Source organism: Nocardia sp. CA-151230 (genome assembly GCF_050942175.1).
Classification (GTDB): domain Bacteria; phylum Actinomycetota; class Actinomycetes; order Mycobacteriales; family Mycobacteriaceae; genus Nocardia.
In genome coordinates, this window is sequence record NZ_CP192061.1 from 2,153,346 (window position 1) to 2,176,821 (window position 23,476).

Sequence of the window (23,476 nt, forward strand, 5' to 3'; positions counted from 1 at the left end):
CCATGCCCTCCGACACCGAACGGCCCGCGGTCACCACACCGCCCACCGAGCGCGAATTCGCTGCTCTCACACAGCAATTCCGGCCGGAGCTGCTCGCGCACTGCTATCGCATGCTGGGGTCGGTGCACGATGCCGAGGACCTGGTGCAGGAGACCTACCTGCGGGCCTGGCGGGGGTTCGGCGGGTTCGAAGGCCGGTCGTCGCTGCGGCACTGGCTGTACAAGATCGCAACCATGGCCTGCCTGACCGCGCTGGAAGGGCGTTCGCGCCGGCCGCTGCCGTCGGGGCTGGGTGCGCCGGAGGACGATCACCGGGTGGCGATGGCGGCCCGGGAGCCCGAGGCGGTGTGGTTGCAGCCCGCGCCGGACTCGCTGTTCGGGTTCGATGATCCGGCTGCCATCGTGGCCGGGCGGACGGGGGTGCGGCTGGCTTTCATCGCGGCACTGCAGCTGCTGCCCGCCCGGCAGCGCGCGGTGCTCACGCTGCGCGACGTGCTGGCCTTCCGGACCGCGGAGGTCGCCGCCATGCTGGACACCACGCCGACCGCCGTGGACAGTGCGCTGCGGCGGGCGCGGAGCCGATTGGCGCAGGCCGGGCCGGTGGAGGCGGACCTGGCCGAGCCGGACGAACTCGCCCAGCGGCGGCTGCTCGACGGCTATGTCGACGCGTTCACCCGCGCCGACCACGCCGCCCTTCTCGAACTCCTGCGTGCCGACGTGGAGATGGAAATGCCCCCCACGCCAACGTGGTTCACCGGACGCGATGCGGTCCTCGGGTTCCTGCGCAGCCGCATCCTGCGGCCGGGCCTGTGGCGTTTCACGCCGACCCGCGCGAATGGCCAGCCCGCCTTCATCGTTCACAAACGCATCGACGACCATCACTACGAGGCCTACGGGATTCACGTCCTGACGCTGATCGGGGCCAGGATCGGGCGCATCACCGCGTTCAACGACCCGTCCCTGGTCCGCACCTTCGGCGCGCAGGCCGCGCTCGAACTCTGAGGCCCGGCCCGTCGCGAGATCGGAAGCGGGAGAGGCGGATACGGCGATGCCCGCCGTGTGCGACACGGCGGGCATCGTCAGGAGTGTCCGAGAACGTCAGTTCTGGAACAGGTCCCGCAGCGATTCGGGAGCCTTGTACTGGCAGGTGTTGGCCAGGCAGCCCAGGTCCCACATCTGCTCGATGGCGGACAGCACCGAGTAGTGGTCGGCGAGGTCGGTGGACGTCTTGTGGTGCGGCTGGGGCTTGCCCTTCTCGCCCTGCTCCTTGTGCACCTTGTCGGAGTTGATCACCAGCAGCGGGGCGTCGCCGCCACCGAGCACGGTGCCATTGGCGCCGACCGGGCTGCCCGGGCCGCCGGAGAAGCCGGAGTAGTCGTTCTCGTCCCAGGCGATCACGATGCTGGAGCGGGTCTTCTTCCAGACGTCCGAGTTCGTGATCTTGGTGATGGTGTCCTTCAGGTAGTCGTCACCCAGGTGGATCGGGCCGTGCGCCACGCCGGAGGCCGGCTCTTCACAGGTCGGCTTGTTGATCAGCGTCGCGGCGGCGTGGGAGAGGCCGTGCATGTCCGAGCACTGGTCGGGGCTGATCCAGGTGAAGGCCGGCACGTTGCCGCTCTTCAGGTCGGCGTCGAAGTTGTTCTCGAACGGCACGACCTTCTGCAGGCGGGAGTTGCCGGGGGAGTTGACGTCCGAGAAGTACATGAACGGATTGTGCTTCTGGGCGTACAACTTGACCGTGGTGCCGTTGACGTTGCCCGGCGCGTACTCGCCCTGGAAGCCGGCCGAGGGCATGCCGCCCATGTAGGCCTTCCAGGACTTGCCCTTGCCCTCGAGCTCGTCGACCAGGTTCTTGCCGGCGAACATGTGCGGCTTGGCGGTCGCGCTGGCGATCTGCGCCGGGGTCAGCGCGGCGCCGGAAGTGCCGTCACCGGAGTTGGGAACGAATTCCTCAGGGGCGCAGGTGGAGTCGGCACCGGCCTTGCAGTCGTCCCAGATGCCCTGGAAATCACCCGAGAACATGGAGAGGTAATTGGGCAGCGACGGGTGGGTCACGCCGTGGAAGCCGGTGGACACGCCGTTGTCGTTCGCCAGCTGGTTGATGAAGGGCGCGTCGGCGGTATTGCCGAGGATGTCGTCGTCGCCCTGGTTCTCCATCATGATGTAGAAGATGTGCTCCGGGGCCGCCCCCTGGCCGTTACCCGGATCGGCGGACGCGGTCGCGCCCACCAGGCCGCCGAACGCGCTCACTGTCGCAGCCACGGTGACTGCGATCTTCCGACCCAACGATGCCCTTGCCATATGCCTGTACTACTTCCTCATCGAGCGTAATTGCCGATGCAGCTTCGCAATTGGCCGAGCAAACGATCAACGCGAGCAAACCGAACAGTACGCAAACAGGGGAAGGCCAGATTCTGGGTTGTAAAACCATAGCTGACCAGGCATGACCGATTTGCGAAGTTCGGGGCGCCGCCGGTCGGCGCCCCGCCATGCGGTAGCGTTCGGCCATGGCTGGAGCACTGTGCCCCGGGTCGTTCGACCCCGTGACCAATGGACATCTCGATGTGATCGCGCGCGCCGCCGAGCAATTCGACGAGGTCGTCGTGACCGTCGTGGTGAACCCCAACAAACAGGGCATGTTCACCGTCGAGGAGCGGATGGACCTGATCCGCGAGGTCACCGCCCACCTGCCCAATGTGCGGGTGGAATCCTGGCGCGGCCTGCTGGTCGACTTCGCCAAGCAGCAGGGCATCACTGCCATCGTCAAGGGCCTGCGCGATGCCACCGACTTCGGCTACGAGCTCCAGATGGCCCAGATGAACCGCAAGCTCACCGGTGTCGACACCTACTTCATCGCCACCAACCCGGCCTACGGCTTCGTCTCCAGCTCCCTGGTCAAGGAGGTCGCCGCCTATGGCGGTGACGTCGCCGACCTGCTCCCGCCGATCGTCCACAAGCGCCTGCTCGCCCGCATCGCCGAACGCCGGGCCTGATCACCGCCGCAGGGGCGCAACCACTTCCGCCCCTGCGGAATCCGGCCCGGTTCGGAGTGCGCGGATCGCGGTATCACAGTGCGCGGACCGTCAGGCCGCGCGGTTCGGGCGCCGGGGCCGGCTCGATCCGGCCGTCCGGGCGGCGTCGGCGGGTGGCCAGGGCGGACCGCAGGTGCCGGGCCGGCCGCCCCCTGACCAGGTCGTCCCACGTCCAGCGGACCACGTCGAAACCGAGGGCGCGCAGATAGGTTTCGCGGGTCCGCTCGCGCTGCACGGCGGCCGCGAGGTCCTGACCCGGCCGCAACAGCCGGCCGTACTCGGTGGGCCCGTCGAATTCGCAGAGGACACCGGCGGATTCGTAATAGAAGTCGACCCGGCCGACGAACCGGCCGTCCGGAGTCAGCACATTGCCCTGCGATCGGGGCAGAGGTAGCGCGTGCTGATGGATCATGGTGCGGCTGAGGGACTCGCCGATGCTCCGACTGCGGCCGTCGAGCATCGCGATCACCTGCTTCGCCTGCCCGATCCCGTAGCGGCCCTTGGCCCGGGCGAGCTCCTCGCCCAGTTCGGCCGCTTCCAGCCCGAACAGGCCCGCCAGCGCGTCGCCCGCCACGACGGCCGCGTCGAACGGCAGGGTCAGGGCCAGATCCACCACCGTCCGCGCCGGGGTGGTGACCAGCAGCCCGTCGAGCTCCGCCGCCGAATCCACCGGCGAACCATGGACTTTCGTGCAGGGCCTGGTCCGGCCGCCGCCGCGGCGGTTGCGGGTGACGCACACGCGGTCCAGGGGAGTGCGCCACAGCGTGGTGCCATAGAGCACGGCCGCCGACTGGTGACTCACCACGGTGTCCGCCGCCATGTCCGGCAGCACGGCCCGGATCAACTGCCGATGCTGTTCCCGCCGGTCCAGGGTCGGCGCGAGCCCGTGCTGCCCAGGTCCTCGCTGCTGTCCCAGGCTCCACTGCTGCCTGTGCGCCCGCTGCTGTCCGAGGCTCCGCTGTGCGCCGCACCCCTCGAGCAGCGCCTGCCGGAATCCGCCTGTCCCGCACCGCCGTCCGCCGCTCCCGGCCGTCCCCTCGGCGCTGGTGGCGATCGTCTCGGCCGTGGTGCCCGTCGCCGCGGCGGCAGCCGTGGTCCGGGTGGTCATTCGCCCTCCCGGCGGGGCGGCTGCGGGCGCCGGTGCCGCACGCACGACCCACGGACCCGCCCCGTCGGCCGCTGTGGTCGCGGCCCGGCCGTATCCCGCCGTCCCCCAAGGCATCCGCGCCAACGGTCCATGTCGGAACCCCTTTCGTCGTCGATGCTGTCTTGGACGCGGACGGGCCGAAAAGGGTTCCCGCACATGCGGAGAACAAGGAGTGGCTGGGGCTCAGAACACCCAGAGCCGCAGGGTGAGGAAGCGCATGGTGCCGACCGCGGCGGTGATACCCAGCACCGCAATGGCTTCGGTGAGGCCGCCGATGCCCGGCTCGGTGACCTCGAGAATGGCCAGCCCGCCCGAGGTGATGGCCAGTCCGGCAAGCGCGAGCGCGCCGCCCTCCAATTGCGCTGTGTACCAGCGCACCCGGTCGGCAGCCTGGAAGGTGAGTCGCCGGTGCATCTCGTTGGCCAGCGCGGTGCTCACGATGGAGCCGGTCAGATTGGCCAGCTGCGGGCCGCCGCCGTAGAACGCGAGGAACAGCAGGATGTAGCCGACATTGCTGAGGCCGCCCACCAGGGCGAAGCGAATCAACTGCGCGAAGACCGCGTCGCCGCGGAGCCATACCCCGAGCCGGCCCAGCCAGCGCGAGCCCGTCGCGTGCAGGGCTTCGGTGCCGTAGGCCAGGGCCTCGGTGCCGTAGGTATAGGTGTTCACCAGCCCGGTCACGGGCATCGTCGCCCGTTCCGGAATCTCGTGGACAGCCATCGTCTTCCCCATCCGAACACATCGGTGTCGGCCGGGCGGTCCGGAGTTCTTCCGGGCCGCTGCCATTGGCCGACACGTTCTCGCCCTTCCACGGTAACACCAAGTGGAGTGGTTTCCTCCACTTGTTTTTGTGGTCTGTGAAACAGGCCATGTTCCGGAAAACCAGCGACACGCCGTGTCGGACCTTGTTGACAGCGCTGAGATTGGCAGACTGGCTGCAGCGGAGAGTCTCGCCGTGAGTCCTGGCAGGAGAGTGGGGTAGCACATGTACCGGGTATTCGAAGCGCTCGACGAACTGGTGGCCATCATCGAAGAGGCCCGTGGCATCCCGCCGACCCGCAACTGCATCGTGCCGCGCGGTGAGGTGCTGGAACTTCTGGATGATGTCCGCGAGGCCCTGCCCGGCGAACTCGACGACGCCCAGGACGTGCTCGATCACCGCGACAAGATCGTCACCGACGCACGTACCGGCGCCGAGACCACGGTCAAGACCGCCAATGAGCAAGCGCACCACACGGTTACCTCCGCGCGCGACGAGGCCGACCGCATTCTCGCCGACGCCAAGGCGCACGCCGATCGCATGGTCGCCGAGGCCCGCGCCCACGCCGAGCACCTGGTCGGCTCGGCGGAGGAGGAGGCCGAGCGCACCGTCGCCGACGGCCAGAAGGAATACGACACCCTCACCGCCCGCGCCCGCGCCGAGGCCGACCGCCTGGCCGTCGCCGGTCAGGCCTCCTACGACCGCTCGGTCGCCGAGGGCAAGGCCGAGCAGGACCGCCTGGTCTCGCAGACCGAGGTGGTTCGCGCCGCCCACGCCGAATCCGCCCGGCTCATCGACACTGCCCAGGCCGACTCCGACCGCCTCCGCCAGGAATGCGACGACTACGTCGACGGCAAGCTCGCCGACTTCGAGGAAACCCTGCACAACACGCTGCGCATCCTCGGCCGCGGCCGCCACCAGGTCCGCCCGGGCAGCTCCGTCCCCGACTACGCCTCCGAGTTCCGCCGCTGAGCAGAATGCCGAAAGGTTCGCGGCCCGGCTCGATCCTGGACCGACGGAGCGGGGGAGCGAAGCGGAGGAGCGGAAGGATCGAGCTTGCAGGGCCGTGAACCCTGCCCGGAGCGAGGCGGAGGGCCAAAGGCCCTGTATTGTTGGGTGGTTGCCCATCCCACACCTAGCGTGAGTGAGTTCAGAGATGCCCGCCGATTCCGGTCATGCTTCGCGTCATCGTCACAAGACGACCGACGCGGGCTTCGTGCTGGACGTACGCAGTCTCGGACGCGCCCCCGGATCCATGCGCGAGCTGCATCGCACCCTGACGACCGCCGAGAAGCTCGGCCTCGATCTGATCGGCATTCCGGCCGGTGCGCAGGTCGAGCTGGATCTCACGCTGCAGTCGGTCTCCGAGGGTGTGCTCGTCACCGGCACGGTGTCCGCTCCCATCGAGGGTGAATGCTCGCGTTGCCTCGAATCGTTCACCGACGAAATCGAATTGCAGCTCACCGAACTGTTCGCCTACCCGGACAGCGCCACCGAGCAGACCACCGAGGAAGACGAGATCCCGCGCCTGGTCGACGATTTCATCGACCTGGAACCGGTGATCATCGACGCCGTCGGCCTGGAGCTGCCGCTGCAGCCGCTGTGCGAGCCGGACTGCGCCGGATTGTGCCCGGAATGCGGCGTCAAGATGGCGATTGCGGGTTCCGGCCACGGTCATGAGATACTTGACCCTCGCTGGGCCGGACTCGCCAAGTTCTCTGACAAAGAACACAGCAACGCTGAGTCCACCGACGCGGAGACCGTGTCGGACCCATCAACCGATTCCACCCTTGCGGGACACAACGGTGCCGCAAGTAAGAAGACAGAGGAGAGCTAGTCGTGGCCGTTCCGAAGCGCCGGATGTCCCGTGCCAACACCCACGCGCGTCGCAGCCAGTGGAAGGCCGCCGCGCCGACCCTGATCACCTGCCCGAACCGCGCCTGCGGCCAGAAGACCCTGCCGCACATCGCGTGCCCGAGCTGCGGCACCTACAAGGGCCGTCAGGTCACCTCCGCGATCTGATTCGCGTTCAGCCGACCGTGACCGCCAGCAAGGATGCGGCGGATATTCCCGCCGTAGGTGATGCAGCCGACCATGCCAGTCTGCTCGAGGCACTCGGCGTGGACGTACAACCGGAGCTTCTGCGCCTAGCGCTGACGCACCGGTCGTACGCCTACGAGAACGGTGGCTTGCCGACCAACGAGCGCCTGGAGTTCCTGGGCGATTCGGTGCTCGGCCTGAGCATTACCGAGCGCCTCTATCTGGAGCACCCGGACAAGTCCGAGGGCGAGCTGGCGAAGCTGCGCGCGAGCGTGGTGAACATGCACGCGCTGGCCGAGGTGGCCCGCTGTCTCGGTGAGGGCGGTCTCGGCCGCCATCTCCTCCTCGGTAAGGGCGAGGAGCTGACCGGTGGCCGCGACAAGCCGAGCATTCTGGCCGACGGCATGGAGTCGCTGCTGGGTGCGGTGCACCTGCAGCACGGCATCGATGTGGCACGCACCGTCGTGCTGCGGCTGTTCGCCGAACTGCTCGAGCGCGGTCCCCGCATGGGGGCCGGACTCGACTGGAAGACCAGCCTGCAGGAGCTGACCGCGGAGCGCGGCATCGGTGTGCCCAGTTACGAGATCACCTCCACCGGGCCCGACCACGACAAGGAGTTCACCGCCACCGCGGTGATCGGTGGTCAGGGTTACGGCCAGGGGGTGGGCCGCTCCAAGAAGGAAGCGGAACAGAAGGCCGCGGGCGCGGCCTACAAGGCGTTGAACGCCGAGAACGCGCCCGAGGGTTCGGCCGACGGCTCGCAGAGCTAGATGCCCGAACTTCCCGAGGTCGAAGTCGTCCGGCGCGGGCTCACCGAGCATGTGGTGGGCCGCGTCCTGGACCGGGTGACGGTCAAGCATCCGCGTTCGGTGCGCCGGCACGAGCTGGGCGGGGACGATCTCGCAGCCCGACTGACAGGTCTGCGCGTCGAGAACGCGCAGCGGCGGGGCAAATTCCTGTGGCTCACCTTCGATGAGCCGGACACTTCTCTGGTCGTGCATCTCGGCATGTCCGGGCAGATGCTGGTGCAGCCCGCGACCGCGCCGCTGGAGAAGCACGCGCACATCATCGCCGCCCTCGACGACGGGAACGAACTGCGGTTCGTGGACCAGCGCACCTTCGGCGGCTGGATGCTCTCGGATCTGGTCGAGGTGGACGGGACCTGGGTGCCCGAGTCCGCCGCGCACATCGCGCGCGACCCGCTGGATCCGCTCTTCGACGCCGATGCCGTGGTGAAGACCCTGCGCGGCAAGCAGTCCGAGATCAAACGGCTGCTGCTGGATCAGACCGTGGTGTCCGGGGTCGGCAATATCTATGCCGACGAGGCGCTCTGGCGGGCCAAGATCCACGGTGAGCGCTCGGCGGCCAAACTGAGCGGGCCCGCGCTGCACACCCTGCTCGGCGAGACCCGGAACGTCATGGACGAGGCGCTGGGGGCCGGGGGCACCTCCTTCGACGCCCTCTACGTGAACGTCAACGGCCAGTCCGGGTACTTCGAGCGGTCGCTCAATGCCTATGGGCGCGAGGACGAGCCGTGCCGTCGCTGCGGTGCGATCATGCGCCGGGAGAAGTTCATGAACCGTTCGTCTTTCTCCTGCCCCCGCTGCCAACCCCGCCCGCGCGGCTGAGACCAGCGGGTATTCTTCGCTTCAAGGTCATTCCAGTGTGGCCGAGCCTCCCTGTCCCGTCTGTCGAGGCGCTACCTTTTTCACTAGCGGCATGCCTTGTGCCGGCTGGAGGAAACAAATGCGCAAACTGACCTATTACGTCGCGGCCACCATCGACGGATTCATCGCCACCGATGCGGGCTCGGTCGACTTCTTCCCGGTCGGGGGTGACCACGGCCCGGCGATCATCGCGCAGTATCCCGAGACCCTCCCGACCAAGGTTCGTCAGGTGCTGGGCGTCGACAAACCCTGCCAGAACTTCGACACCGTGATCATGGGCCGCAAGACGCACGATTTCGGCGTCCGGACCGGCACTTCCAGCCCGTACGCCCATCTGCGGCAGTTCGTGGTGTCCAGCACGCTGCCGGAGAATCCCGCCCCCGATGTGGAGTTGATCGCCGAGAACCCGATCGAGCGGGTGCGCGAACTCAAGCGCGAGAAGGGGCTCGGCATCTGGCTGTGCGGCGGCGGTGAGCTCGCCCAGACCCTGCTGCCCGAGATCGACCAGGTGTTCCTGAAGCTCTATCCGATGGTGCTGGGCCACGGCCGCCCGCTCTTCGGCACGGCCGGTCACCTGCCCGAACCCGCCCGGTTCCGGGTGCTCACCAGCCGCATCTTCGAGGACGGCGTGGCCTTCATCAAGTACAGCCGGGTGCGCTGACCGGCCGCTATGCCAGGTCGTGGTCGAGCGCGTAGATCGCGGCCTGGGTCCGATCCCGGACGCCCAGCCGGGTCAGGATGTTCGAGACGTGGTTCTTCACCGTGCCCTCGCTGACATACAGGGCGCGAGCGATCTCGCGGTTGGACGCGCCGGTCGCCAGCAGGCGCAGGATCTCCGACTCCCGTCTGGTCAGGTCGGCGGCGGGTCGCGGGCCGGTGCCGCGGCCCGGGTCGCGCAGCATGCCGAGCACGCGGGCGGACACGGTCGCCGAGTACTGATCGACACCGGCGTGCACGAGTCGCACCGCCGCGGCGAGATCGGCCGCCGGGAGATCCTTGAGCAGGTAGCCGCGCGCGCCCGCACGCAGGGCCCGGATGACGTACTCGTCGTCGTCGAAGGTGGTGAGCATGAGGACCTTCGTGCGGTCGCGCAGTGCCGCCGCCGCGGCCAGGCCGTCCAGCACCGGCATCCGGACGTCCATCAGCACCACGTCGGGTTCGCGTTCGAGGGCGAGATCGACCGCGGCCGAACCGTTCTCGGCGGTGCCGACCACCCGCACCCCGGCCTGGAGCGCCAGCAGGGAGGCGATGCCCTCGCGGACCAGCGGTTGATCGTCGGCGATGAGGACGGTGGTCGCGGTGGTCATCGCGAACCCCGGGGGAGTCGCGCCCGCAGTCGGGTACCGTGCGGCCCGGTATCCACCCGGAGTTCTCCGCCCAGGAGTGCGAGCCGTTCGCGCATGCCGGTCAGGCCGTGGCCCTCCACCGCGCCCGGATCGAAACCCCTTCCACCGTCGGAGATTTCGAGGAGGCTGTGCGCGGTCCGGTGCTCCACGCGAACCGTCGCGGTCGGCGCCCCGGAATGGCGGAACGCATTGGTGAGACCCTCCTGCGCGGCCAGATACAGGGCGAACGCCGTGGATTCGCCGGGCTCGTCGGCGCCGTCGATGTCGACCCGCACCGGAAATCCGCTGCCGTCCAAGCGGTTCGCCAGCGTCGTCAGTGCGGCGGCGAGCGTGAAGCCGCCGGTGTCGGCGCGCAGGGTTCCCACGGCGGTGCGGACCTGATCCAGTGCGGCACGTGCGGAATTGCGCGCGTCGGCGAGGGCCTGATCCGAGGCGGCGGCATCCCGGCTCCGGTACGCGGCCGCCTTTTCCAGCTGGATCGCGACCACCGCCAAGTGGTGTCCTGCGGTGTCGTGGATATCGCGCGCCACCCGCGCGCGCTCGGCGGCAGCGGCCAGCGACGCCGCCTGATCGGCGTACTCCCGCAGGCGCGCATGTGATTCCGACAACTCCGCCAGCAACCGCTCGGCCCGCCGCTGGCCGTTCTCGGCCCGCACCGCCAGCGCCCCGAGAGCCACGGCGAACACCACCCCGATCGAGAACATCACGAACTCGGCCGGCCGCGCGGTGCCGGTGTGGTTGTGAGCTCGCAGCGCGACGGCGGTGGCCACCACGCCGAGGATCGTCCCCGCCACCCCGATCGCGGCCCGGCGGCCCAGCGTCACAAAGGCTTCGAACGGCAACAGCACGAACAAGACCTTGGCATTGCCCGAAACGTCGGCCGCCGCTGCCACCGCGAACATCACAGCATGCCCGCTGACCCCCACCACGGCCATGATCCACCCGGCCCGCCACGGCTCCGGCGCTGCGGTCACACCCGGTGCCCCGGAAGGAACCGCTGCGCAGGCTGATTCGGCCGCGTCTGCGCTTTCGCGCCGGTTCGGCTCGTCCGGCGGGCACGAGGTGATCCTCGGGATCGAATCGGGAGTCCATCGGCGGCGTCGTGGCGCGGGCCACTCCGGGGCGGCCGCCAGGTGCCGGGAGGTGGCCGCGGTCCGGCTGGTGACCCGGGAGGACCGGTCGGAGCGCAGGTCCAGGGCCACGAGTGCGAGCAGGGTGAGGGTGAGGGTGGTGAGGCGGAGCGGAGTGGCGGGGGTGGTGGCGGAGAGGGCCGCGAACCAGGCGGCGCCCAGGACCGAGGCGTAGGTGAAGCACGTTACCCAGGTGAGTGCGCGCGGCCGGGACATGCGATCAAGCGTAGGGAGGCGGTACGAGCGGGGCGAGGGACCGGGGCGGAAATAGGTCGAAGGTCATGGTTTCGTCACCGGTCACCGTGCCACGGGTCATCGGCCGCGCGGCACTTATCCGCCGGAGTGCCGGTTCGTACCGTTCGGGAGGTACGACTTCGTCTGCCCCGGAAGGGAATTGCGTAATGAACGGTCGATTGTTGTTCCGGCTAGCCGCCGTCGCCGGTGTGGTGTGCGGTGCGGCCACCGCCCTCGCTGGTGTCCTGGAAACCATTGCCGGGCAGAAGTTTCCGGTGACCGAGGTGCTCAATGGCGGGGCGGTGCCGTTCGGGATCGCGTTCGCGGCGGGGCTCTATCTGGCGCAGTACGAGCGGATGGGGCGGTTCGGCGGATTGGCGTTCGCCGTGCACTTCCTGAGCTTCGGATACTTCGCGGGCATCGCGTACACCATGAACTTCGTTCTGGTGCACCTGGATCCGGCGGTGGTCGACCACTTGCTCGAGGGGCCCGCGCGCTGGGCGTTTCTCGCGACAGCGGCGCTCACCCTGCTCGGGACCTGGCTGTTCTCGGCGGCACTGTGGCGTGCGCGCGTGGTGCCGCCCGCGGCCGTCGGGTGCTACGTCGCCGGACTGACGGCGCTGTCGCTGACGTTCCTGCTGCCCGCGCCGATCGTGCGGGTGGGCCACGTGTTCGTGGGCGCCGGCATGATATGGCTGGCCACGTGGCTGTGGGCGGCGGCCGGGCGCGCCGCCGACCGGCTGCCGCAGTACAGCTAGCCGGGCCTCAGAGAATGGCGACCGCCACCACCAGGCCGATGGCGATGTGCGCGGCGGACACCACCACGGACTCGGTCCTGAACTCCGGATTCTTCAGCACCGCACCGATATCGATGCCGAGCACGTACTCCAGGCTGCGCATGGCGATCACCTGGGCCACGATGCCGACCAGTCCGTAGATCGTGGTGGCGATCAGGCCCTCGGCGAGCTTGCCCGCCTGCGCGTAGATGGCCAGCACCACGATGAACGCGGTGCTGAGCATGGCCGCGGAGCTGACGGTCACGGCGTTCGGCAACCCGCGCGCCACCATGGAGCGCAGGGGGCCCGGGGTGGTCCAGTCCACGGCCTGGAAGCCGATGAGCAGCAGTGCCAGGCCCAGCAGGGCGTAGCACAGGATCGCGCCGACGCCGCGGCCCAGGGAGTGCCAGTACCCGGCTTCGAGTGCGAGAGCGGTGGTCATCGGGATCCTCCGGGTCGGGGTGAATCGGGCGGTGGCTACTGCGGTGTGTGGTGGTTACTGCGGTATGCGGTGCGGGACGAAGGTGGAGCTGTCGTCGGTGATCAGGCCGACAGTCTCCCGGATACCCAGTCCCGCGGAGGTGTCGCCCACGATCCAAGCACCCAGCACCGGTCGCATGCCGTCGAATTCGGGGAGCGGGTCCAGCATTTGGTAGACGTACCCCTCGGCCCCGTAGACGCCGCCGGTGGCGGTTTCCAGGCCCGCTCCGACGATGGTCATGTTCGCGCCCTCGCGGCCCAGCTTCGGCTTGCGGATGTACTCGGTGAGTTCGTGCGGGTCGTCGAGGTAGGCGGGTAGCAGGTTGGGGTGGCCAGGGTACATCTCCCACAGCACCGCCAGGATCGCCTTGTTGGACAGCAGGGACTTCCAGAGCGGTTCGATCCACATGGTTTCCGGCAGGGACTCCACCACGCGGCGGCCGAAATCGTCGTCGAGGGCCCATTCCCACGGGTAGAGCTTGAAGATGGCCTCGATGGGGGCCTCGGCCAGATCCACGAAACGGTGCAGCTCCGTGTCGAATCCGACGTCCTCGATGGGCAGGGCGACGGTGTCGAATCCGGCCTCGGCGGCGGTCTCCTGCATGTAGGCGGTGGTGACATTGTCCTCGCCGGAGGAGTCCGCGCCCGACCAGCTGAAGTGCAGCTGCGAGCCCGGCAGGGTCTCGCGCATCTCACCCCAGCGCTCGACCAGCTTCTCGTGCAGCGAATTCCACTGGTCGTCGTCCGGGTGGGTGTCGGTGAGCCAGTGCCACTGCACGATTGCCGCCTCCAGCAGGGAGGTGGGCGTATCGGCGTTGTACTCCAGCAGTTTCGCCGGACCGCGGCCGTCGTAGCGCATGTCGAAGCGGCCGTAGATGTGCGGGTCGGAACGGTGCCAGGACTTGGTGATGGGTTCCCAACTCCATTGCGGCAGACCGAAATCGGCGAATCGGTCGGTCAGCACCACCTGTTCGACGGCATGCAGGCACATGGAGTGCAGCACCTCGACCTGCGCCTCCATGGCCAGGATCTCGTCCATGTCGAACTCGTAGTGCACCGACTCGTCCCAGTAGGGCCGGGGTTGCCCGTTCGGGTATTGCCCCGGAGAGCCGTAGACCAGACCCTGACCTTCGATGATCCGCTGCCAGCCCGGCCGCGGAGTGCTGCGTACCCGCCGCACTAGGAACCTCCACCGTGGATCTTCGCGCCGAGTCCGCCGCGTTGAATCGTGCTGCCGCTCTTGGTCTTCACCGTCGAACCCTTCGGGGCCGTCGTGCTGCCGCCCGAAGGCGCGTGCCCGATGGTGCCGCTGCCGCCGTAGTAGTAGCGGTAGGAGTGCCCCGCCAGGAAGAAGAAGCCGGGGTTGATCCCGCCGTTCCCATGATCCTGCGCATCGGAGCAGTAGTTGTCGGGAACGACGATCTCCTGATTGTCCTGTGTCGCAGTGACACTTTGCCCCTGCCCGATGGGCACGGTCTCGCCCTTGTTGGCCACCACCGTGCAATAGGCGGTCACCTCGGGTCCGTTCCACGCCGACGCCACCAGATACCCGCCGCCGACCAGTGCCGCGATCCCCACCACGGCCGCACCGCCGATGAGTAGTCGCTTCTTCTTGCGCTGCTTGGCTTCCGCGGCCTCTGCCTCGGCCCGCTCCTGCGCCTCGGCTCGCTTCCTGGCCTTCTCCCGCGCCCGCGCCTCCGCGACCGTGGGCGGCCGCGGCTGGGTGATCCCCGCCTCCTGGGTGGTGATGCTGCCACGTCGCGGCGCCGCGGCCGGCTCGTCGACCGTTGCCGGCAAGGCCGGCTCCTCCGGCTCCAGCACCGGCCCGGGCAGGACGAACCCGGCGTTGCCCAGCAGCGGCCCCGGCGCGGCGGTCGGGCCACCGGCCCCCGGCCGTCCGAAAGCTCCGGGCCCGCCATGGAATTCCCCCGCGAGGTGATGCGGCCCGTGCTGCTCGCCGCCGTGCTCCGCCCCGAAATCCGCCGGCATCGGCAGCGTCGGCTGATTCCCGGCCGGTCGATCAGCACCGGGCTCGCCGAAACCGCCCGAGCCGCTCCGAGATTCACCGAATCCGGATTCATTCGGCAGCGCGAGCGTCGGCTCGTAGCCGCCCGGGCGGCCCGGGCCCGGCTCGCCGGATTGTTCGGACTTGCCGCCCGCACCTTCTGCGCCGGATTCGGCGGGCAGCGCGAGAGTTGGCTCCTCGCCGCGTGGTCGACCCGGTGCGGGTACTCCGGGCGAACCAGGTGCGGAGTCCGAACCCCGCGCGGTCTCCGGTGTGAATCGGACGGTCGGGTCGGTGCGGCCGGTGGGCGCGCCCTGGTCGGCGTCCGGGTCGGCGGGGAGCGGGTAGTGCTCGTGGCCGGGGTGGGCGGGATCGGCTGGGGCGGTATGGGATTCGGCGGGGTGTGCGGGGTCGGGGGTGGGGCGGTCCGGGGTTTCCGGACTACCGGGACGGTCTGTGGACATTGGTCGACTCCGTGGGCTTGCCGCTCGCTAGCGTTCTTCGAATCCTGTCATGTCGCCCGCGGCGGCACTCCAGTCTTCCACCACCAGGTTTACCCGACCCGGTGTAGTACCGGAACGTAGCAGGTCGAGCAGGGTTTCGCAGCGATCGCGGGGCCCTTCGGCCACGACGTGCACGCGGCCGTCGCGGTGATTGCGGGCGTAGCCGGTCAGGCCCAGTTCCAGGGCGCGCGAGCGCGTCCACCAGCGGAAGCCGACTCCCTGGACCAGACCGTGTACCCAGGCGCTGAGGCGGACCGACTCACCGCTCATTCGTCGACGCGGAAGGTCAGGTTGACTGTGGTGCCCGCCTTGAGGGTGCGGCCGACCGTGCAGACCTTGTCGACGGCGCGCTGCGCGGCGACCAGCAGGCGCTCGCGGGTTTCGGCGTCGAGTTCGCTGAGGTCGAGCTCGAACTCCTCGTTGAGCTCCGGGTACACCTCGTTCTCGCGGTCGGCGTCGCCGGAGACGTGCACGGTGGCGTCGAACGTCTCGCCCAGCCGGCGCGCGAGGGTGAAGTCGGCGCTCAGGCCGGTGCAGCCCGCCAGCGCGATCTTCAGCAGCTCACCCGGGGTGAACGCGCCCGGCACGCCCGCGGACGCGATGAGCACCTCGCCACCGCGGTTGTTGCGGCCGGTGTAGGCGCGGGTGCCGGTGCGTTCGGCCCACAGCTTGACCGGCTCGGCGGCCGGGTCGGTGGTGGCGGTCTGCGGTGCGGCGGTCTGTTCGGACATAAGGAAGATCCTCCCATTGGGTCACCCGGGACAACCATCTGGTTGCCGCTCGTTCGGAACGCCGAGGTGGTCAGCGGAATTCCGCCATCAGCTCCGGGGTGAGCTCTTTCAAGCTGTCCGCGACGTATGCCGCCAGCGCGATGGCGTCCACGGCGGGCGGGTACTTGGGATGCGGAACGGCGATGACCGTCATGCCCGCGGCATGGGCGGCGCGCAGGCCGTTGCTGGAGTCCTCGATGGCCACACATGCGTCGGGGGCGATGCCCAGCCGCGCGGCGGCCTCCAGGTAGCCGTCGGGCGCGGGCTTGCCGCGCGCCACCTCCTCGGTCGACACGGTGGCGGCGAACAGGTCGGAGACGCCCATGTGATCGAGCACCACGTCGATCAGCCGGCGCGGGGACGAGCTGGCCAACCCGAGGGTGCAGATCTCGGCCAGCCGGCGCACGGTGTCGACCGCGTCCGGCATGAGCGGCAGGTGGTCGGCGTAGCGGGCGGCCATCCGGGCGATGACGTCCTCGGCGACCTCGTCGGGCGTGCGGCGGCCGTCGAACAGCTCCTCGCTCAGGTACCGCGACCATTCGGCCGTGCTCATTCCCATGAGCCGGTCCTGGGTGTCGGGCAGCCAGCGGCCGCGCATCTCCTCGACGTACGCGCGCCGCACTTCCTCCCAGATGGGTTCGGTGTCGATGAGCACACCGTCCATGTCGAACACGATCGCAACAGACATGTCCTCCATGGTGGTTCATCACTGTCCGGGTACCCGGCATCGGGGGCGCATGCGGCGCGTCCACTGACTGGGATCGCGGTGCGGAACCGCGCCGCCCGCTCGCACGCGGCGTTAGCGTCCGAAGCGAAAGACGCATACCCGCAAGCGAATACCGAGGTGGGCCGTGGGCACGGTCATGGACATCTACGATCCGGAGCTCTATGTGTCCGGGCCGATCCACGAGATCTTCGCCGATCTGCGGCGCACGGACCCGGTGCACTGGCAGGAGATGCCGGGCGAACCCGGCTACTGGGCGATCCTCAAGCACGCGGACGTGGCGCACGTGGCCCGTAATCCGGAACTGTTCTCCGCCGAGCGGGAGGGCGTGATCCTGGAGAACCAGCCGCCCGAACGCCTCGAGCAGACCCGCAACATGCTGCTCATGATGGATCCGCCGCGGCACACCGACTATCGCAGGCCGCTGGCCGAGCACTTCAAGGCGCGGGTCATCGGCGAGCTGGAGGACCGGGTCCGCGAGCTGACCCGGAACCTGCTCGAAAGCGTCGACGGCGATGTCGAATTCGTGCACGACGTGGCGGGCGTGCTGCCCAGCCAGGTGGTGGGCGGTCTGTTCGGGATTCCGGTCGCGGACTGGCCGAGCATCCGGCACTGGGCCGAACAGTCCACCAGCCAGCAGGATCCGGACCTGGTCGGTGATTTCGACGTGACGGCCGAGCTCACCAATATGGCCATCTACGCCATCCAGTTCTCCATGGCGCGGCGGGCCGAGCCGCCGCGGGCGGATCTGACCTCGCTCATCCTCGGCGGGTCCTACGGTGGAAACCCCATGTCGGACCTGGAGTTCGGCAGCTTCTTCACCCAGCTGGTGACCGCGGGCAACGACACCACCAAGACCATGCTGTCCTCGGGTCTGGAACTGCTGCTGCGGCATCCCGAGCAACTAGCGGCACTGCGCGCGGATCCGGCGCTGATTCCCGGTGCGGTGGAGGAGATCCTGCGATACGCCAACCCGCTGCACTACTTCCGGCGCACCGCCACCGCCGACACCGAGATCCGCGGGGTTCCCATCAAGGCCGGGGACAAGGTGGCCATGTGGTACACCTCGGCCAATCGGGACGAGGACGTCTTCGACGACGCGCAGGGCTTCGACATCCGCCGAAATCCCAACCCGCACCTGTCCTTCGGGCTGGCCCAGCACTTCTGCCTGGGCGTGCACCTGGCCCGGCTGGAGGGGCGGGTGTTCTTCGAGGAGCTGCTGACCCGCTTCCCGACAGTCGAGCAGATCGGCGAATCCCGGCGGATCCGTTCGAACCTGAACAACGGCCTCAAGTCGCTGCCGCTCCGCCTGACGCGGTAAGTTCGCGCGTCCCTCACCGCGGCGACGCCCGGCCGTTACCCGCACCCGCGACTCTGTCGGAATCTCGGCGCACCCGTTCGGGTGACCGGAGGTGAGGAGACGGAATTGAGTCAGGTGCGTGGACTGGGCTACCGGCTGGCGGCGGCCGGGGCGTGCGGGGTGCTGGGGCTGACGGTCGCCGGGTGCGGGAGCGACGGGGACTCGGCGCGGCACGATCAGCATGTGCTGCTGCTGTCGATCGACGGCATGCACCAGTCGGATCTCGCCGGGTATGTTGCGGCACATCAGGATTCGGCGCTGGCCAAGCTGGTCGCCCGCGGCGCGCAGTACACCGGCGCGCAGGTCCTGGCCCCGGCCGACTCCTTCCCGGGCACCTTGGCGATGATCACCGGCGGCAGCCCGAGGACCACGGGCGTCTACTACGACGACACCTGGGCCCGGGACCTGTTCCCCGCCGGCACCAAGGACTGCGCCACCGCCAAGAAGGGTGCGCAGGTCCCGCTGACCGAGGAGATCGACAAGAACACCGACGAGCTCGACGGCGGCCAGGGCCTGACCGGTCTGCCGGACGGCATCACGGCCATGACCGGCGACCCGGTCTCGGTGCTGGATCCGGCCAGGCTGCCGGTGGATCCGGCTACCTGCAAGCCGATTTCACCGTCGGACTATCTGAAGGTGAACACCGTCTTCTCGGTGGTGCACGATGCCGGGCGGCGCACCGCCTGGTCGGACAAGCACCCCGCGTACCAGATCATGAACGGCAAGGGTGGCCGCTCGATCGACGACCTGTTCACCCCGGAGATCGACAGCAAGTCCCCGAAAGGTGATCCCTGGACCAAGGACTCGGACCAGACCAGGCGTTACGACACCTACAAGGCCGACGCGGTCGTCAACGAGATCAATGGCAAGGACCACTCCGGTGCCCAGCAGGCCGGTGTGCCCGCGGTGTTCGGCATGAACTTCCAGGCGGTGTCGGTCACCCAGAAGCTGCCCGCGTCGAAGGGCTACTCCGCCGACGGGAAACCCGGTGCGCTGCTGTCGGCTTCGCTCGATTTCGTGGACCAGCAGATCGGCCGGTTCGTCGCCGCCCTGGACAAGGCGGGTCTGACCGGCAAGACCACCATCGTGCTGACCGCCAAGCACGGGCAGTCGCCGATCGATCCGAACGCGCTGACCCGGGTCGACGACAAGCCGATCATCGATGCGGTGAACAAGGAGTGGGCGGCCACCCACCCGGAGACCCCGAAGCTGATCGTGCACTCCATCGACGACGCCGCCATCCTCTGGTGGCTGGCCGACCGGTCACCCGAGGCCACCGCCTTCGCGAAGCGAAAGCTGCTGGAGGCCAACGGAACCGGCACCGACATCAACGGCAACCCGAAGCCGTTCACCGCGTCGGGCGTGGACACCGGCCAGGTGTACGCCGGAGCGGACGCCGTCAAGTACTTCGGCGCGGACGCCGATGACACCCGCGTGCCCGACCTCTTCGCCGGCACCAACGGCACGGTCTACACCGCCGGCAAGTCCAAGATCGCCGAGCACGGTGGCACCAGCCCCGACGACCGCCACGTCCCGCTGGTGGTCGTGGGCTCGGGCATCTCGAAACACGATGTCCCCGAACAGGTTTCCCTCACCCAGGTCGCTCCCACCATCCTGGCCCGCCTCGGCCTGGACCCCCGTGGACTCGACGCCGTGAAATCCGAACACACGGCGACCCTGCCGAGCTAGGGGGGTCCATACGAGATCAGGGAGCTCTCAGCGCGGAATTCTGTCCGATACCGCGCGGTGAGAGCTCCCTGATCGCTGTCCGGGGGGATTTACGACTGGAAGCGGTAGCCCATGCCCGCCTCGGTGAGGAGGTGTTTGGGCTGGGAGGGGTCGTCCTCGAGTTTGCGGCGCAGCTGGGCGAGATAGACACGCAGGTAATGGGTTTCGGTCGCGTAGGACGGGCCCCAAACCTCGCGCAGGAGCTCGCGACGGCCGACGAGCTTGCCGCGATTGCGGACCAGCATCTCCAGCACGCCCCACTCGGTGGGGGTCAGGTGCACGTCATGGCCGTGGCGGGTCACCTTCTTGGCCGCGAGATCGACGGTGAAGGAGGCAGTTTCGATGACCGGCTCGGCGGTGTCGGCGGTACTGGCCGAGCGGCGGACGGCGGCGCGCAGGCGCGCCAGCAGTTCGTCCATGCCGAAGGGCTTGGTGACGTAGTCGTCGGCGCCGGCGTCGAGGGCCTCCACCTTGTCGGAGGAGTCGGTGCGGGCGGAGAGCACGATGACCGGGGCGGTCGACCAGCCGCGCAGGCCGGCCAGCACCTCGATGCCGTCCATATCGGGCAGGCCGAGGTCGAGAATTATGACGTCAGGGTGCTTCTCGGCGGCCGCGCGCAGGGCCGCGGCCCCATTGGACGCGGTGGTCACCTCGTAGCCGCGGACCGACAGATTGATGCGCAGGGCACGCAGGATCTGTGGTTCGTCGTCGACCACGAGCACTTTGATCGGCGCTGCCGCCGCCGCGTTCGTCACCCGTTCTCCTCTTCGGTGTTCGCGGGGTCGTCCCCCGCGGGCAGATCGATCACCATGGTCAAACCGCCGCCCGGGGTGGGCTCCGCGTGCACGGTGCCGCCCATGGCGTCCACGAAACCGCGCACCACCGACAGGCCCAGGCCCACACCGGTGGAGGTGTCGCGGTCGCCGAGCCGCTGGAAGGGCTCGAACAGCTGGTCCTCCAGGCCGGTCGGGACACCCGGACCGGTATCGACCACCGTAACGGCCACCCGCTTCCCGACCTGCTCTGCCGCCACCCGCACCATCGAATCCCTAGGGGTGTAGCGGGCGGCATTGTCGATCAGATTGGCCAGGACCCGTTCCAGCAGACCGGGATCGGCGCGCACCGAGACGGTGTCGACGTCCACCTTCACCCGGTCCATGGTTGCGCGGCGCATGCCGCGGGTGCCCATGCCCATGAGCGCGTGATGCACCACCTCGTCGAGGTAGACCTTGCGCACCTGCGGCTTGATCACGCCGACCGCCAGACGCGAGGAGTCCAGCAGGTTGCCGACCAGTGCGGTCAGCTGATCCACGGATTCCTCGATGGTCTCCAGCAGTTCGGCGGTGTCCTCGGGGGAGAACTCCACATCGTCACTGCGCAGGCTCGACACCGCCGCCTTGGCCGCGGCCAGCGGGGTGCGCAGGTCGTGGCTGACCGCCGACAGCAGGGCGCGGCGCAGCTTGTCGGCCTCCATCACCGCCTGCGCGGCGCTGGCCTCCTCCTGCAGCTGCTTCTGTTGCACCAGTCCCGCCGCCTGATTCGCGACCGCGCCCAGCACCAGGCGGTCCCTGGAGGTCACGGGACGTCCTCGCAACAGCAGCCAGTGCATGTCATCGCCTGCCTCCAGAGCGGTTTCGGCATCGCTGACCTTCGTCGGCGGCTTCTCGCCCACCGACGCGATGACCTCGTCGTCGGTCACCAGGCTGACGGCGTCCTGGCCGTAGGTCTCGCGGGCGCGTTCGAGCAGATCCTGGAGATCCGCTCCGTGCAGCACCGAGCCCGCGAACAGCGTCAGCAGCTCGGCCTGGCGAGAGGCCTTGCGCGCCTCCAGGGTTCGCTTGGCGGCCACATCCACCAGCGCCGCGACCGCGACCGCCACGAACAGCAGCACCACGATGGTGAGGAAGTTGTCGAGCTGGTCGATGGTGAGGCTGTAGCGGGGTTCGGTGAAGAACCAGTTCAGCAGCACGCCCGACAGCAGCGCCGACAGCGCCGCCGGGGCCACACCGCCGAGCAGTGCGACCGCGATGACGCCGATGAAGAACAGGGCGCTCTCACCGCTGAGGTCCAGCAGCCGATCGAGCCAGAAGTAGATGACCGCGCAGATCACCGAGGGCACGATGAACGCGGCCGACCAGGAGCCGACCTTGCGCTCGCGCCGGGTCAGCGAGGACCAGCGGAAGCCGCCCTTGTTGGATTCCTCGTGGGTCACCATGTGTACGTCGATCTTGCCCGACTCCTGGACCACCGTGGCGCCGATACCCTCGTCGAGCATGCGCGCCCAGCGGGAGCGGCGGGAGGTGCCCAGCACCAGCTGCGTCGCGTTGACCTGACGCGCGAAATCCAGCAGCGCCGTGGGCACGTCCTCGCCGGTGACGGTGTGCAGGCTGGCGTCGAGACTCGTGGCCAGGTCGCGCAGGCGCTCGAGCCGCTTCGCCGACACGCCGGCCAGGCCGTCACCGCGCACGATGTGCACCACGATCAGCTCGGCGCTGGACTTGGCGGCGATGCGGCTGGCACGCCGCACGATGGTCTCCGATTCCGGGCCGCCGGTCACGGCCACCACGACGCGTTCGCGCGCCTCCCAGGTGGTGGTGATCTTGTGGTCGGCACGGTATTTGGCGAGCGCGGCATCGACCTGATCGGCCAGCCACAGCAGCGCCAGCTCGCGCAGCGCGGTCAGATTGCCCGGGCGGAAGTAGTTGCGCAGGGCCGCGTCGACCTTCTCGGCGGCGTAGACATTGCCGTGGGACATGCGGCGGCGCAGGGCTTCCGGCGTGATGTCCACCAGCTCCACCTGGTCGGCGGAGCGAACCACCCAGTCCGGCACGGTTTCCCGCTGCACCACGCCCGTGATCTGCTCGACCACGTCGTTGAGGCTCTCCAGGTGCTGCACGTTCACCGTGGACACCACGTCGATGCCCGCGTTCAGCAGGTCCTGTACGTCCTGCCAGCGCTTCTCGTGCTTGCTGCCCGGGACATTGGTGTGCGCCAGCTCGTCGACCAGCACCACCGCCGGGTGCCGGCGCAGCACGGCGTCCACATCCAGTTCGGGCATGGTGGTTCCCCGGTACTCGATCATCTTCGGTGGGATGCGCTCGATTCCGGCCAGCAACTCTGCGGTCTTGCTGCGGCCGTGGGTCTCGACGACGGCGGCCACCACATCGCGCCCACGCTCGAGCCGCCGATGCGCTTCGGCGAGCATCGAGAAGGTCTTGCCTACGCCGGGGGCCGCGCCCAGGTAGATACGTAGTTGGCCGCGTTTCAACGTAAAACAACCTTTCGTGTCGCTCGTGACGGTCCGCGCAGTGATCTACCTCCGAGTCAGTTTGGACACGTCCGGCGCAGGTCTGGCAGTCGAACGCCAGCTCGAGCACTGTAAGTGAATCGCTGCGGCTCGGGACTGGTCCATATGTGAAATTTATACGGAAAAGCCGGTCTCGGCCTTCGCCAAGGCTGAGAAACGCCCAGCGTATGACCGTATGGTCGAGGACTATCGCGTCGGCCGTTTTAACGCTCTCATTACGTGGGACCTCGACAGACTGACCCGTCGGCCCCGCCGGCTCGAGGACCGGATCGACGCCGCCGAGGTTGAAGGGCTGCGCCGTGCTCGGCCGTGCGCCACCGCTGCTCATCCCTCTGCTTGTGCCGCCCATGCGCTCGTTTCGGAGCGATACCCTTGAGCAGGAGGTCTGGTGGAGAGGAGATGATGTGGGGCAACTACGGTACGAGGTCGCATCGCGCGTAGCCGCCGTGTGATCGCCCGGGGCTGATC

The 23,476-nt window shown here is 68.7% G+C and carries 25 protein-coding genes; 12 read left to right on the forward strand and 13 right to left on the reverse strand.

The features are described from left to right. Positions 1-2: 2 nt before the first annotated feature. The gene (locus ACQP1O_RS09675; RefSeq protein WP_433567632.1) at positions 3-1,001 is read left to right on the forward strand and encodes a sigma-70 family RNA polymerase sigma factor; all 999 of its coding nucleotides are present in this window, start codon (positions 3-5) and stop codon (positions 999-1,001) included. A gap of 96 nt (positions 1,002-1,097) precedes the next feature. On the opposite strand, the gene ACQP1O_RS09680 is transcribed toward ACQP1O_RS09675, so the two are convergent. Then, the gene (locus ACQP1O_RS09680) at positions 1,098-2,261 is read right to left on the reverse strand and encodes an alkaline phosphatase family protein (RefSeq protein ID WP_433565489.1); all 1,164 of its coding nucleotides are present in this window, start codon (positions 2,259-2,261) and stop codon (positions 1,098-1,100) included. A 245-nt stretch (positions 2,262-2,506) separates the two neighbouring features. On the opposite strand from ACQP1O_RS09680, the gene coaD reads away from it, so the two are divergent. After that, positions 2,507-2,992, forward strand: coding sequence for a pantetheine-phosphate adenylyltransferase (gene coaD, locus ACQP1O_RS09685; protein WP_433565490.1), 486 nt, complete (start codon positions 2,507-2,509; stop codon positions 2,990-2,992). Positions 2,993-3,065: 73 nt separating this feature from the next. Here coaD and ACQP1O_RS09690 read toward each other — a convergent pair whose 3' ends face one another. Together ACQP1O_RS09690 and ACQP1O_RS09695 are read right to left on the reverse strand one after the other, a co-directional pair. Next, positions 3,066-4,139 (reverse strand): hypothetical protein, encoded by a 1,074-nt coding sequence (locus ACQP1O_RS09690; RefSeq protein WP_433565491.1) that lies wholly within the window; start codon positions 4,137-4,139, stop codon positions 3,066-3,068. Between the two features lie 222 nt (positions 4,140-4,361). Then, positions 4,362-4,910: a GtrA family protein gene (locus ACQP1O_RS09695; protein ID WP_433565492.1), complete on the reverse strand. Its 549-nt coding sequence runs from the start codon at positions 4,908-4,910 to the stop codon at positions 4,362-4,364. Between the two features lie 253 nt (positions 4,911-5,163). On the opposite strand from ACQP1O_RS09695, the gene ACQP1O_RS09700 reads away from it, so the two are divergent. The 6 genes from ACQP1O_RS09700 to ACQP1O_RS09725 all read left to right on the forward strand — a co-directional run bounded on the left by ACQP1O_RS09700 (position 5,164) and on the right by ACQP1O_RS09725 (position 9,306). Then, positions 5,164-5,910 (forward strand): DivIVA domain-containing protein, encoded by a 747-nt coding sequence (locus ACQP1O_RS09700; protein WP_433565493.1) that lies wholly within the window; start codon positions 5,164-5,166, stop codon positions 5,908-5,910. Positions 5,911-6,094: 184 nt separating this feature from the next. Continuing rightward, entirely contained in the window at positions 6,095-6,775 is a 681-nt protein-coding gene (locus ACQP1O_RS09705) for a YceD family protein (protein ID WP_433565494.1), read from the forward strand. Positions 6,776-6,777: 2 nt separating this feature from the next. After that, on the forward strand, positions 6,778-6,960 hold the full coding sequence (rpmF, locus tag ACQP1O_RS09710) for a 50S ribosomal protein L32 (RefSeq protein WP_040859971.1): 183 nt from the start codon (positions 6,778-6,780) through the stop codon (positions 6,958-6,960). A 17-nt stretch (positions 6,961-6,977) separates the two neighbouring features. After that, on the forward strand, positions 6,978-7,748 hold the full coding sequence (rnc, locus tag ACQP1O_RS09715; RefSeq protein ID WP_433565495.1) for a ribonuclease III: 771 nt from the start codon (positions 6,978-6,980) through the stop codon (positions 7,746-7,748). Continuing rightward, positions 7,749-8,606 carry a bifunctional DNA-formamidopyrimidine glycosylase/DNA-(apurinic or apyrimidinic site) lyase gene (mutM, locus tag ACQP1O_RS09720; RefSeq protein ID WP_433565496.1) on the forward strand — a complete coding sequence of 286 codons (858 nt, stop codon included), beginning with the start codon at positions 7,749-7,751 and terminating at the stop codon, positions 8,604-8,606. It begins immediately after the preceding gene. Between the two features lie 118 nt (positions 8,607-8,724). Continuing rightward, on the forward strand, positions 8,725-9,306 hold the full coding sequence (locus tag ACQP1O_RS09725; RefSeq protein WP_433565497.1) for a dihydrofolate reductase family protein: 582 nt from the start codon (positions 8,725-8,727) through the stop codon (positions 9,304-9,306). Positions 9,307-9,313: 7 nt separating this feature from the next. On the opposite strand, the gene ACQP1O_RS09730 is transcribed toward ACQP1O_RS09725, so the two are convergent. Next, positions 9,314-9,952, reverse strand: a complete 639-nt coding sequence (locus ACQP1O_RS09730; RefSeq protein WP_433565498.1) for a response regulator — start codon at positions 9,950-9,952, stop codon at positions 9,314-9,316. Next, positions 9,949-11,337 carry a sensor histidine kinase gene (locus ACQP1O_RS09735; protein ID WP_433565499.1) on the reverse strand — a complete coding sequence of 463 codons (1,389 nt, stop codon included), beginning with the start codon at positions 11,335-11,337 and terminating at the stop codon, positions 9,949-9,951. Before ACQP1O_RS09735 ends, ACQP1O_RS09730 begins: the two co-directional genes overlap by 4 nt. A gap of 185 nt (positions 11,338-11,522) precedes the next feature. On the opposite strand from ACQP1O_RS09735, the gene ACQP1O_RS09740 reads away from it, so the two are divergent. Next, entirely contained in the window at positions 11,523-12,113 is a 591-nt protein-coding gene (locus ACQP1O_RS09740; RefSeq protein WP_433565500.1) for a hypothetical protein, read from the forward strand. A gap of 7 nt (positions 12,114-12,120) precedes the next feature. On the opposite strand, the gene ACQP1O_RS09745 is transcribed toward ACQP1O_RS09740, so the two are convergent. From ACQP1O_RS09745 to ACQP1O_RS09770, 6 genes are all read right to left on the reverse strand, one after another. After that, complete coding sequence (locus ACQP1O_RS09745) at positions 12,121-12,573, reverse strand: DUF350 domain-containing protein (protein ID WP_433565501.1); 453 nt, start codon at positions 12,571-12,573, stop codon at positions 12,121-12,123. 54 nt (positions 12,574-12,627) lie between these two features. Further along, positions 12,628-13,791 carry a glutathionylspermidine synthase family protein gene (locus ACQP1O_RS09750; protein WP_433565502.1) on the reverse strand — a complete coding sequence of 388 codons (1,164 nt, stop codon included), beginning with the start codon at positions 13,789-13,791 and terminating at the stop codon, positions 12,628-12,630. Beyond that, complete coding sequence (locus ACQP1O_RS09755) at positions 13,791-15,080, reverse strand: hypothetical protein (RefSeq protein ID WP_433565503.1); 1,290 nt, start codon at positions 15,078-15,080, stop codon at positions 13,791-13,793. Before ACQP1O_RS09755 ends, ACQP1O_RS09750 begins: the two co-directional genes overlap by 1 nt. Before the next feature lie 27 nt (positions 15,081-15,107). After that, on the reverse strand, positions 15,108-15,389 hold the full coding sequence (locus tag ACQP1O_RS09760; RefSeq protein WP_433565504.1) for an acylphosphatase: 282 nt from the start codon (positions 15,387-15,389) through the stop codon (positions 15,108-15,110). After that, positions 15,386-15,850, reverse strand: a complete 465-nt coding sequence (locus tag ACQP1O_RS09765; RefSeq protein ID WP_433565505.1) for an OsmC family protein — start codon at positions 15,848-15,850, stop codon at positions 15,386-15,388. The genes ACQP1O_RS09760 and ACQP1O_RS09765 overlap by 4 nt, the downstream gene beginning before the upstream one ends. 70 nt (positions 15,851-15,920) lie before the next feature. After that, positions 15,921-16,577, reverse strand: coding sequence for an HAD family hydrolase (locus ACQP1O_RS09770; protein WP_433565506.1), 657 nt, complete (start codon positions 16,575-16,577; stop codon positions 15,921-15,923). 163 nt (positions 16,578-16,740) lie between these two features. Here ACQP1O_RS09770 and ACQP1O_RS09775 point away from each other — a divergent pair, with 163 nt between their 5' ends. Further along, a complete protein-coding gene (locus tag ACQP1O_RS09775) occupies positions 16,741-17,934 on the forward strand; it encodes a cytochrome P450 (protein WP_433565507.1) in 1,194 nt (397 codons plus the stop codon). 114 nt (positions 17,935-18,048) lie between these two features. Beyond that, a complete protein-coding gene (locus ACQP1O_RS09780) occupies positions 18,049-19,662 on the forward strand; it encodes an alkaline phosphatase family protein (protein WP_433567633.1) in 1,614 nt (537 codons plus the stop codon). Positions 19,663-19,751: 89 nt separating this feature from the next. On the opposite strand, the gene ACQP1O_RS09785 is transcribed toward ACQP1O_RS09780, so the two are convergent. Together ACQP1O_RS09785 and ACQP1O_RS09790 are read right to left on the reverse strand one after the other, a co-directional pair. Next, on the reverse strand, positions 19,752-20,456 hold the full coding sequence (locus ACQP1O_RS09785; RefSeq protein ID WP_433565508.1) for a response regulator: 705 nt from the start codon (positions 20,454-20,456) through the stop codon (positions 19,752-19,754). Continuing rightward, positions 20,453-22,969 (reverse strand): ATP-binding protein, encoded by a 2,517-nt coding sequence (locus ACQP1O_RS09790; RefSeq protein WP_433565509.1) that lies wholly within the window; start codon positions 22,967-22,969, stop codon positions 20,453-20,455. The genes ACQP1O_RS09785 and ACQP1O_RS09790 overlap by 4 nt, the downstream gene beginning before the upstream one ends. Positions 22,970-23,087: 118 nt before the next feature. On the opposite strand from ACQP1O_RS09790, the gene ACQP1O_RS09795 reads away from it, so the two are divergent. Next, a complete protein-coding gene (locus ACQP1O_RS09795; protein ID WP_433567634.1) occupies positions 23,088-23,384 on the forward strand; it encodes a recombinase family protein in 297 nt (98 codons plus the stop codon). Positions 23,385-23,476: the final 92 nt, after the last annotated feature.

Coding starts and splice junctions, on each gene's coding strand:
- ACQP1O_RS09675 (WP_433567632.1), top strand. CDS start 3: ATGCCCTCCGACACCGAACGGCCCGCGGTCACCACACCGCCCACCGAG.
- coaD (WP_433565490.1), top strand. CDS start 2,507: ATGGCTGGAGCACTGTGCCCCGGGTCGTTCGACCCCGTGACCAATGGA.
- ACQP1O_RS09690 (WP_433565491.1), bottom strand. CDS start 4,139: ATGACCACCCGGACCACGGCTGCCGCCGCGGCGACGGGCACCACGGCC.
- ACQP1O_RS09695 (WP_433565492.1), bottom strand. CDS start 4,910: ATGGGGAAGACGATGGCTGTCCACGAGATTCCGGAACGGGCGACGATG.
- ACQP1O_RS09700 (WP_433565493.1), top strand. CDS start 5,164: ATGTACCGGGTATTCGAAGCGCTCGACGAACTGGTGGCCATCATCGAA.
- ACQP1O_RS09705 (WP_433565494.1), top strand. CDS start 6,095: ATGCCCGCCGATTCCGGTCATGCTTCGCGTCATCGTCACAAGACGACC.
- mutM (WP_433565496.1), top strand. CDS start 7,749: ATGCCCGAACTTCCCGAGGTCGAAGTCGTCCGGCGCGGGCTCACCGAG.
- ACQP1O_RS09725 (WP_433565497.1), top strand. CDS start 8,725: ATGCGCAAACTGACCTATTACGTCGCGGCCACCATCGACGGATTCATC.
- ACQP1O_RS09730 (WP_433565498.1), bottom strand. CDS start 9,952: ATGACCACCGCGACCACCGTCCTCATCGCCGACGATCAACCGCTGGTC.
- ACQP1O_RS09735 (WP_433565499.1), bottom strand. CDS start 11,337: ATGTCCCGGCCGCGCGCACTCACCTGGGTAACGTGCTTCACCTACGCC.
- ACQP1O_RS09740 (WP_433565500.1), top strand. CDS start 11,523: ATGAACGGTCGATTGTTGTTCCGGCTAGCCGCCGTCGCCGGTGTGGTG.
- ACQP1O_RS09745 (WP_433565501.1), bottom strand. CDS start 12,573: ATGACCACCGCTCTCGCACTCGAAGCCGGGTACTGGCACTCCCTGGGC.
- ACQP1O_RS09755 (WP_433565503.1), bottom strand. CDS start 15,080: ATGTCCACAGACCGTCCCGGTAGTCCGGAAACCCCGGACCGCCCCACC.
- ACQP1O_RS09760 (WP_433565504.1), bottom strand. CDS start 15,389: ATGAGCGGTGAGTCGGTCCGCCTCAGCGCCTGGGTACACGGTCTGGTC.
- ACQP1O_RS09765 (WP_433565505.1), bottom strand. CDS start 15,850: ATGTCCGAACAGACCGCCGCACCGCAGACCGCCACCACCGACCCGGCC.
- ACQP1O_RS09770 (WP_433565506.1), bottom strand. CDS start 16,577: ATGTCTGTTGCGATCGTGTTCGACATGGACGGTGTGCTCATCGACACC.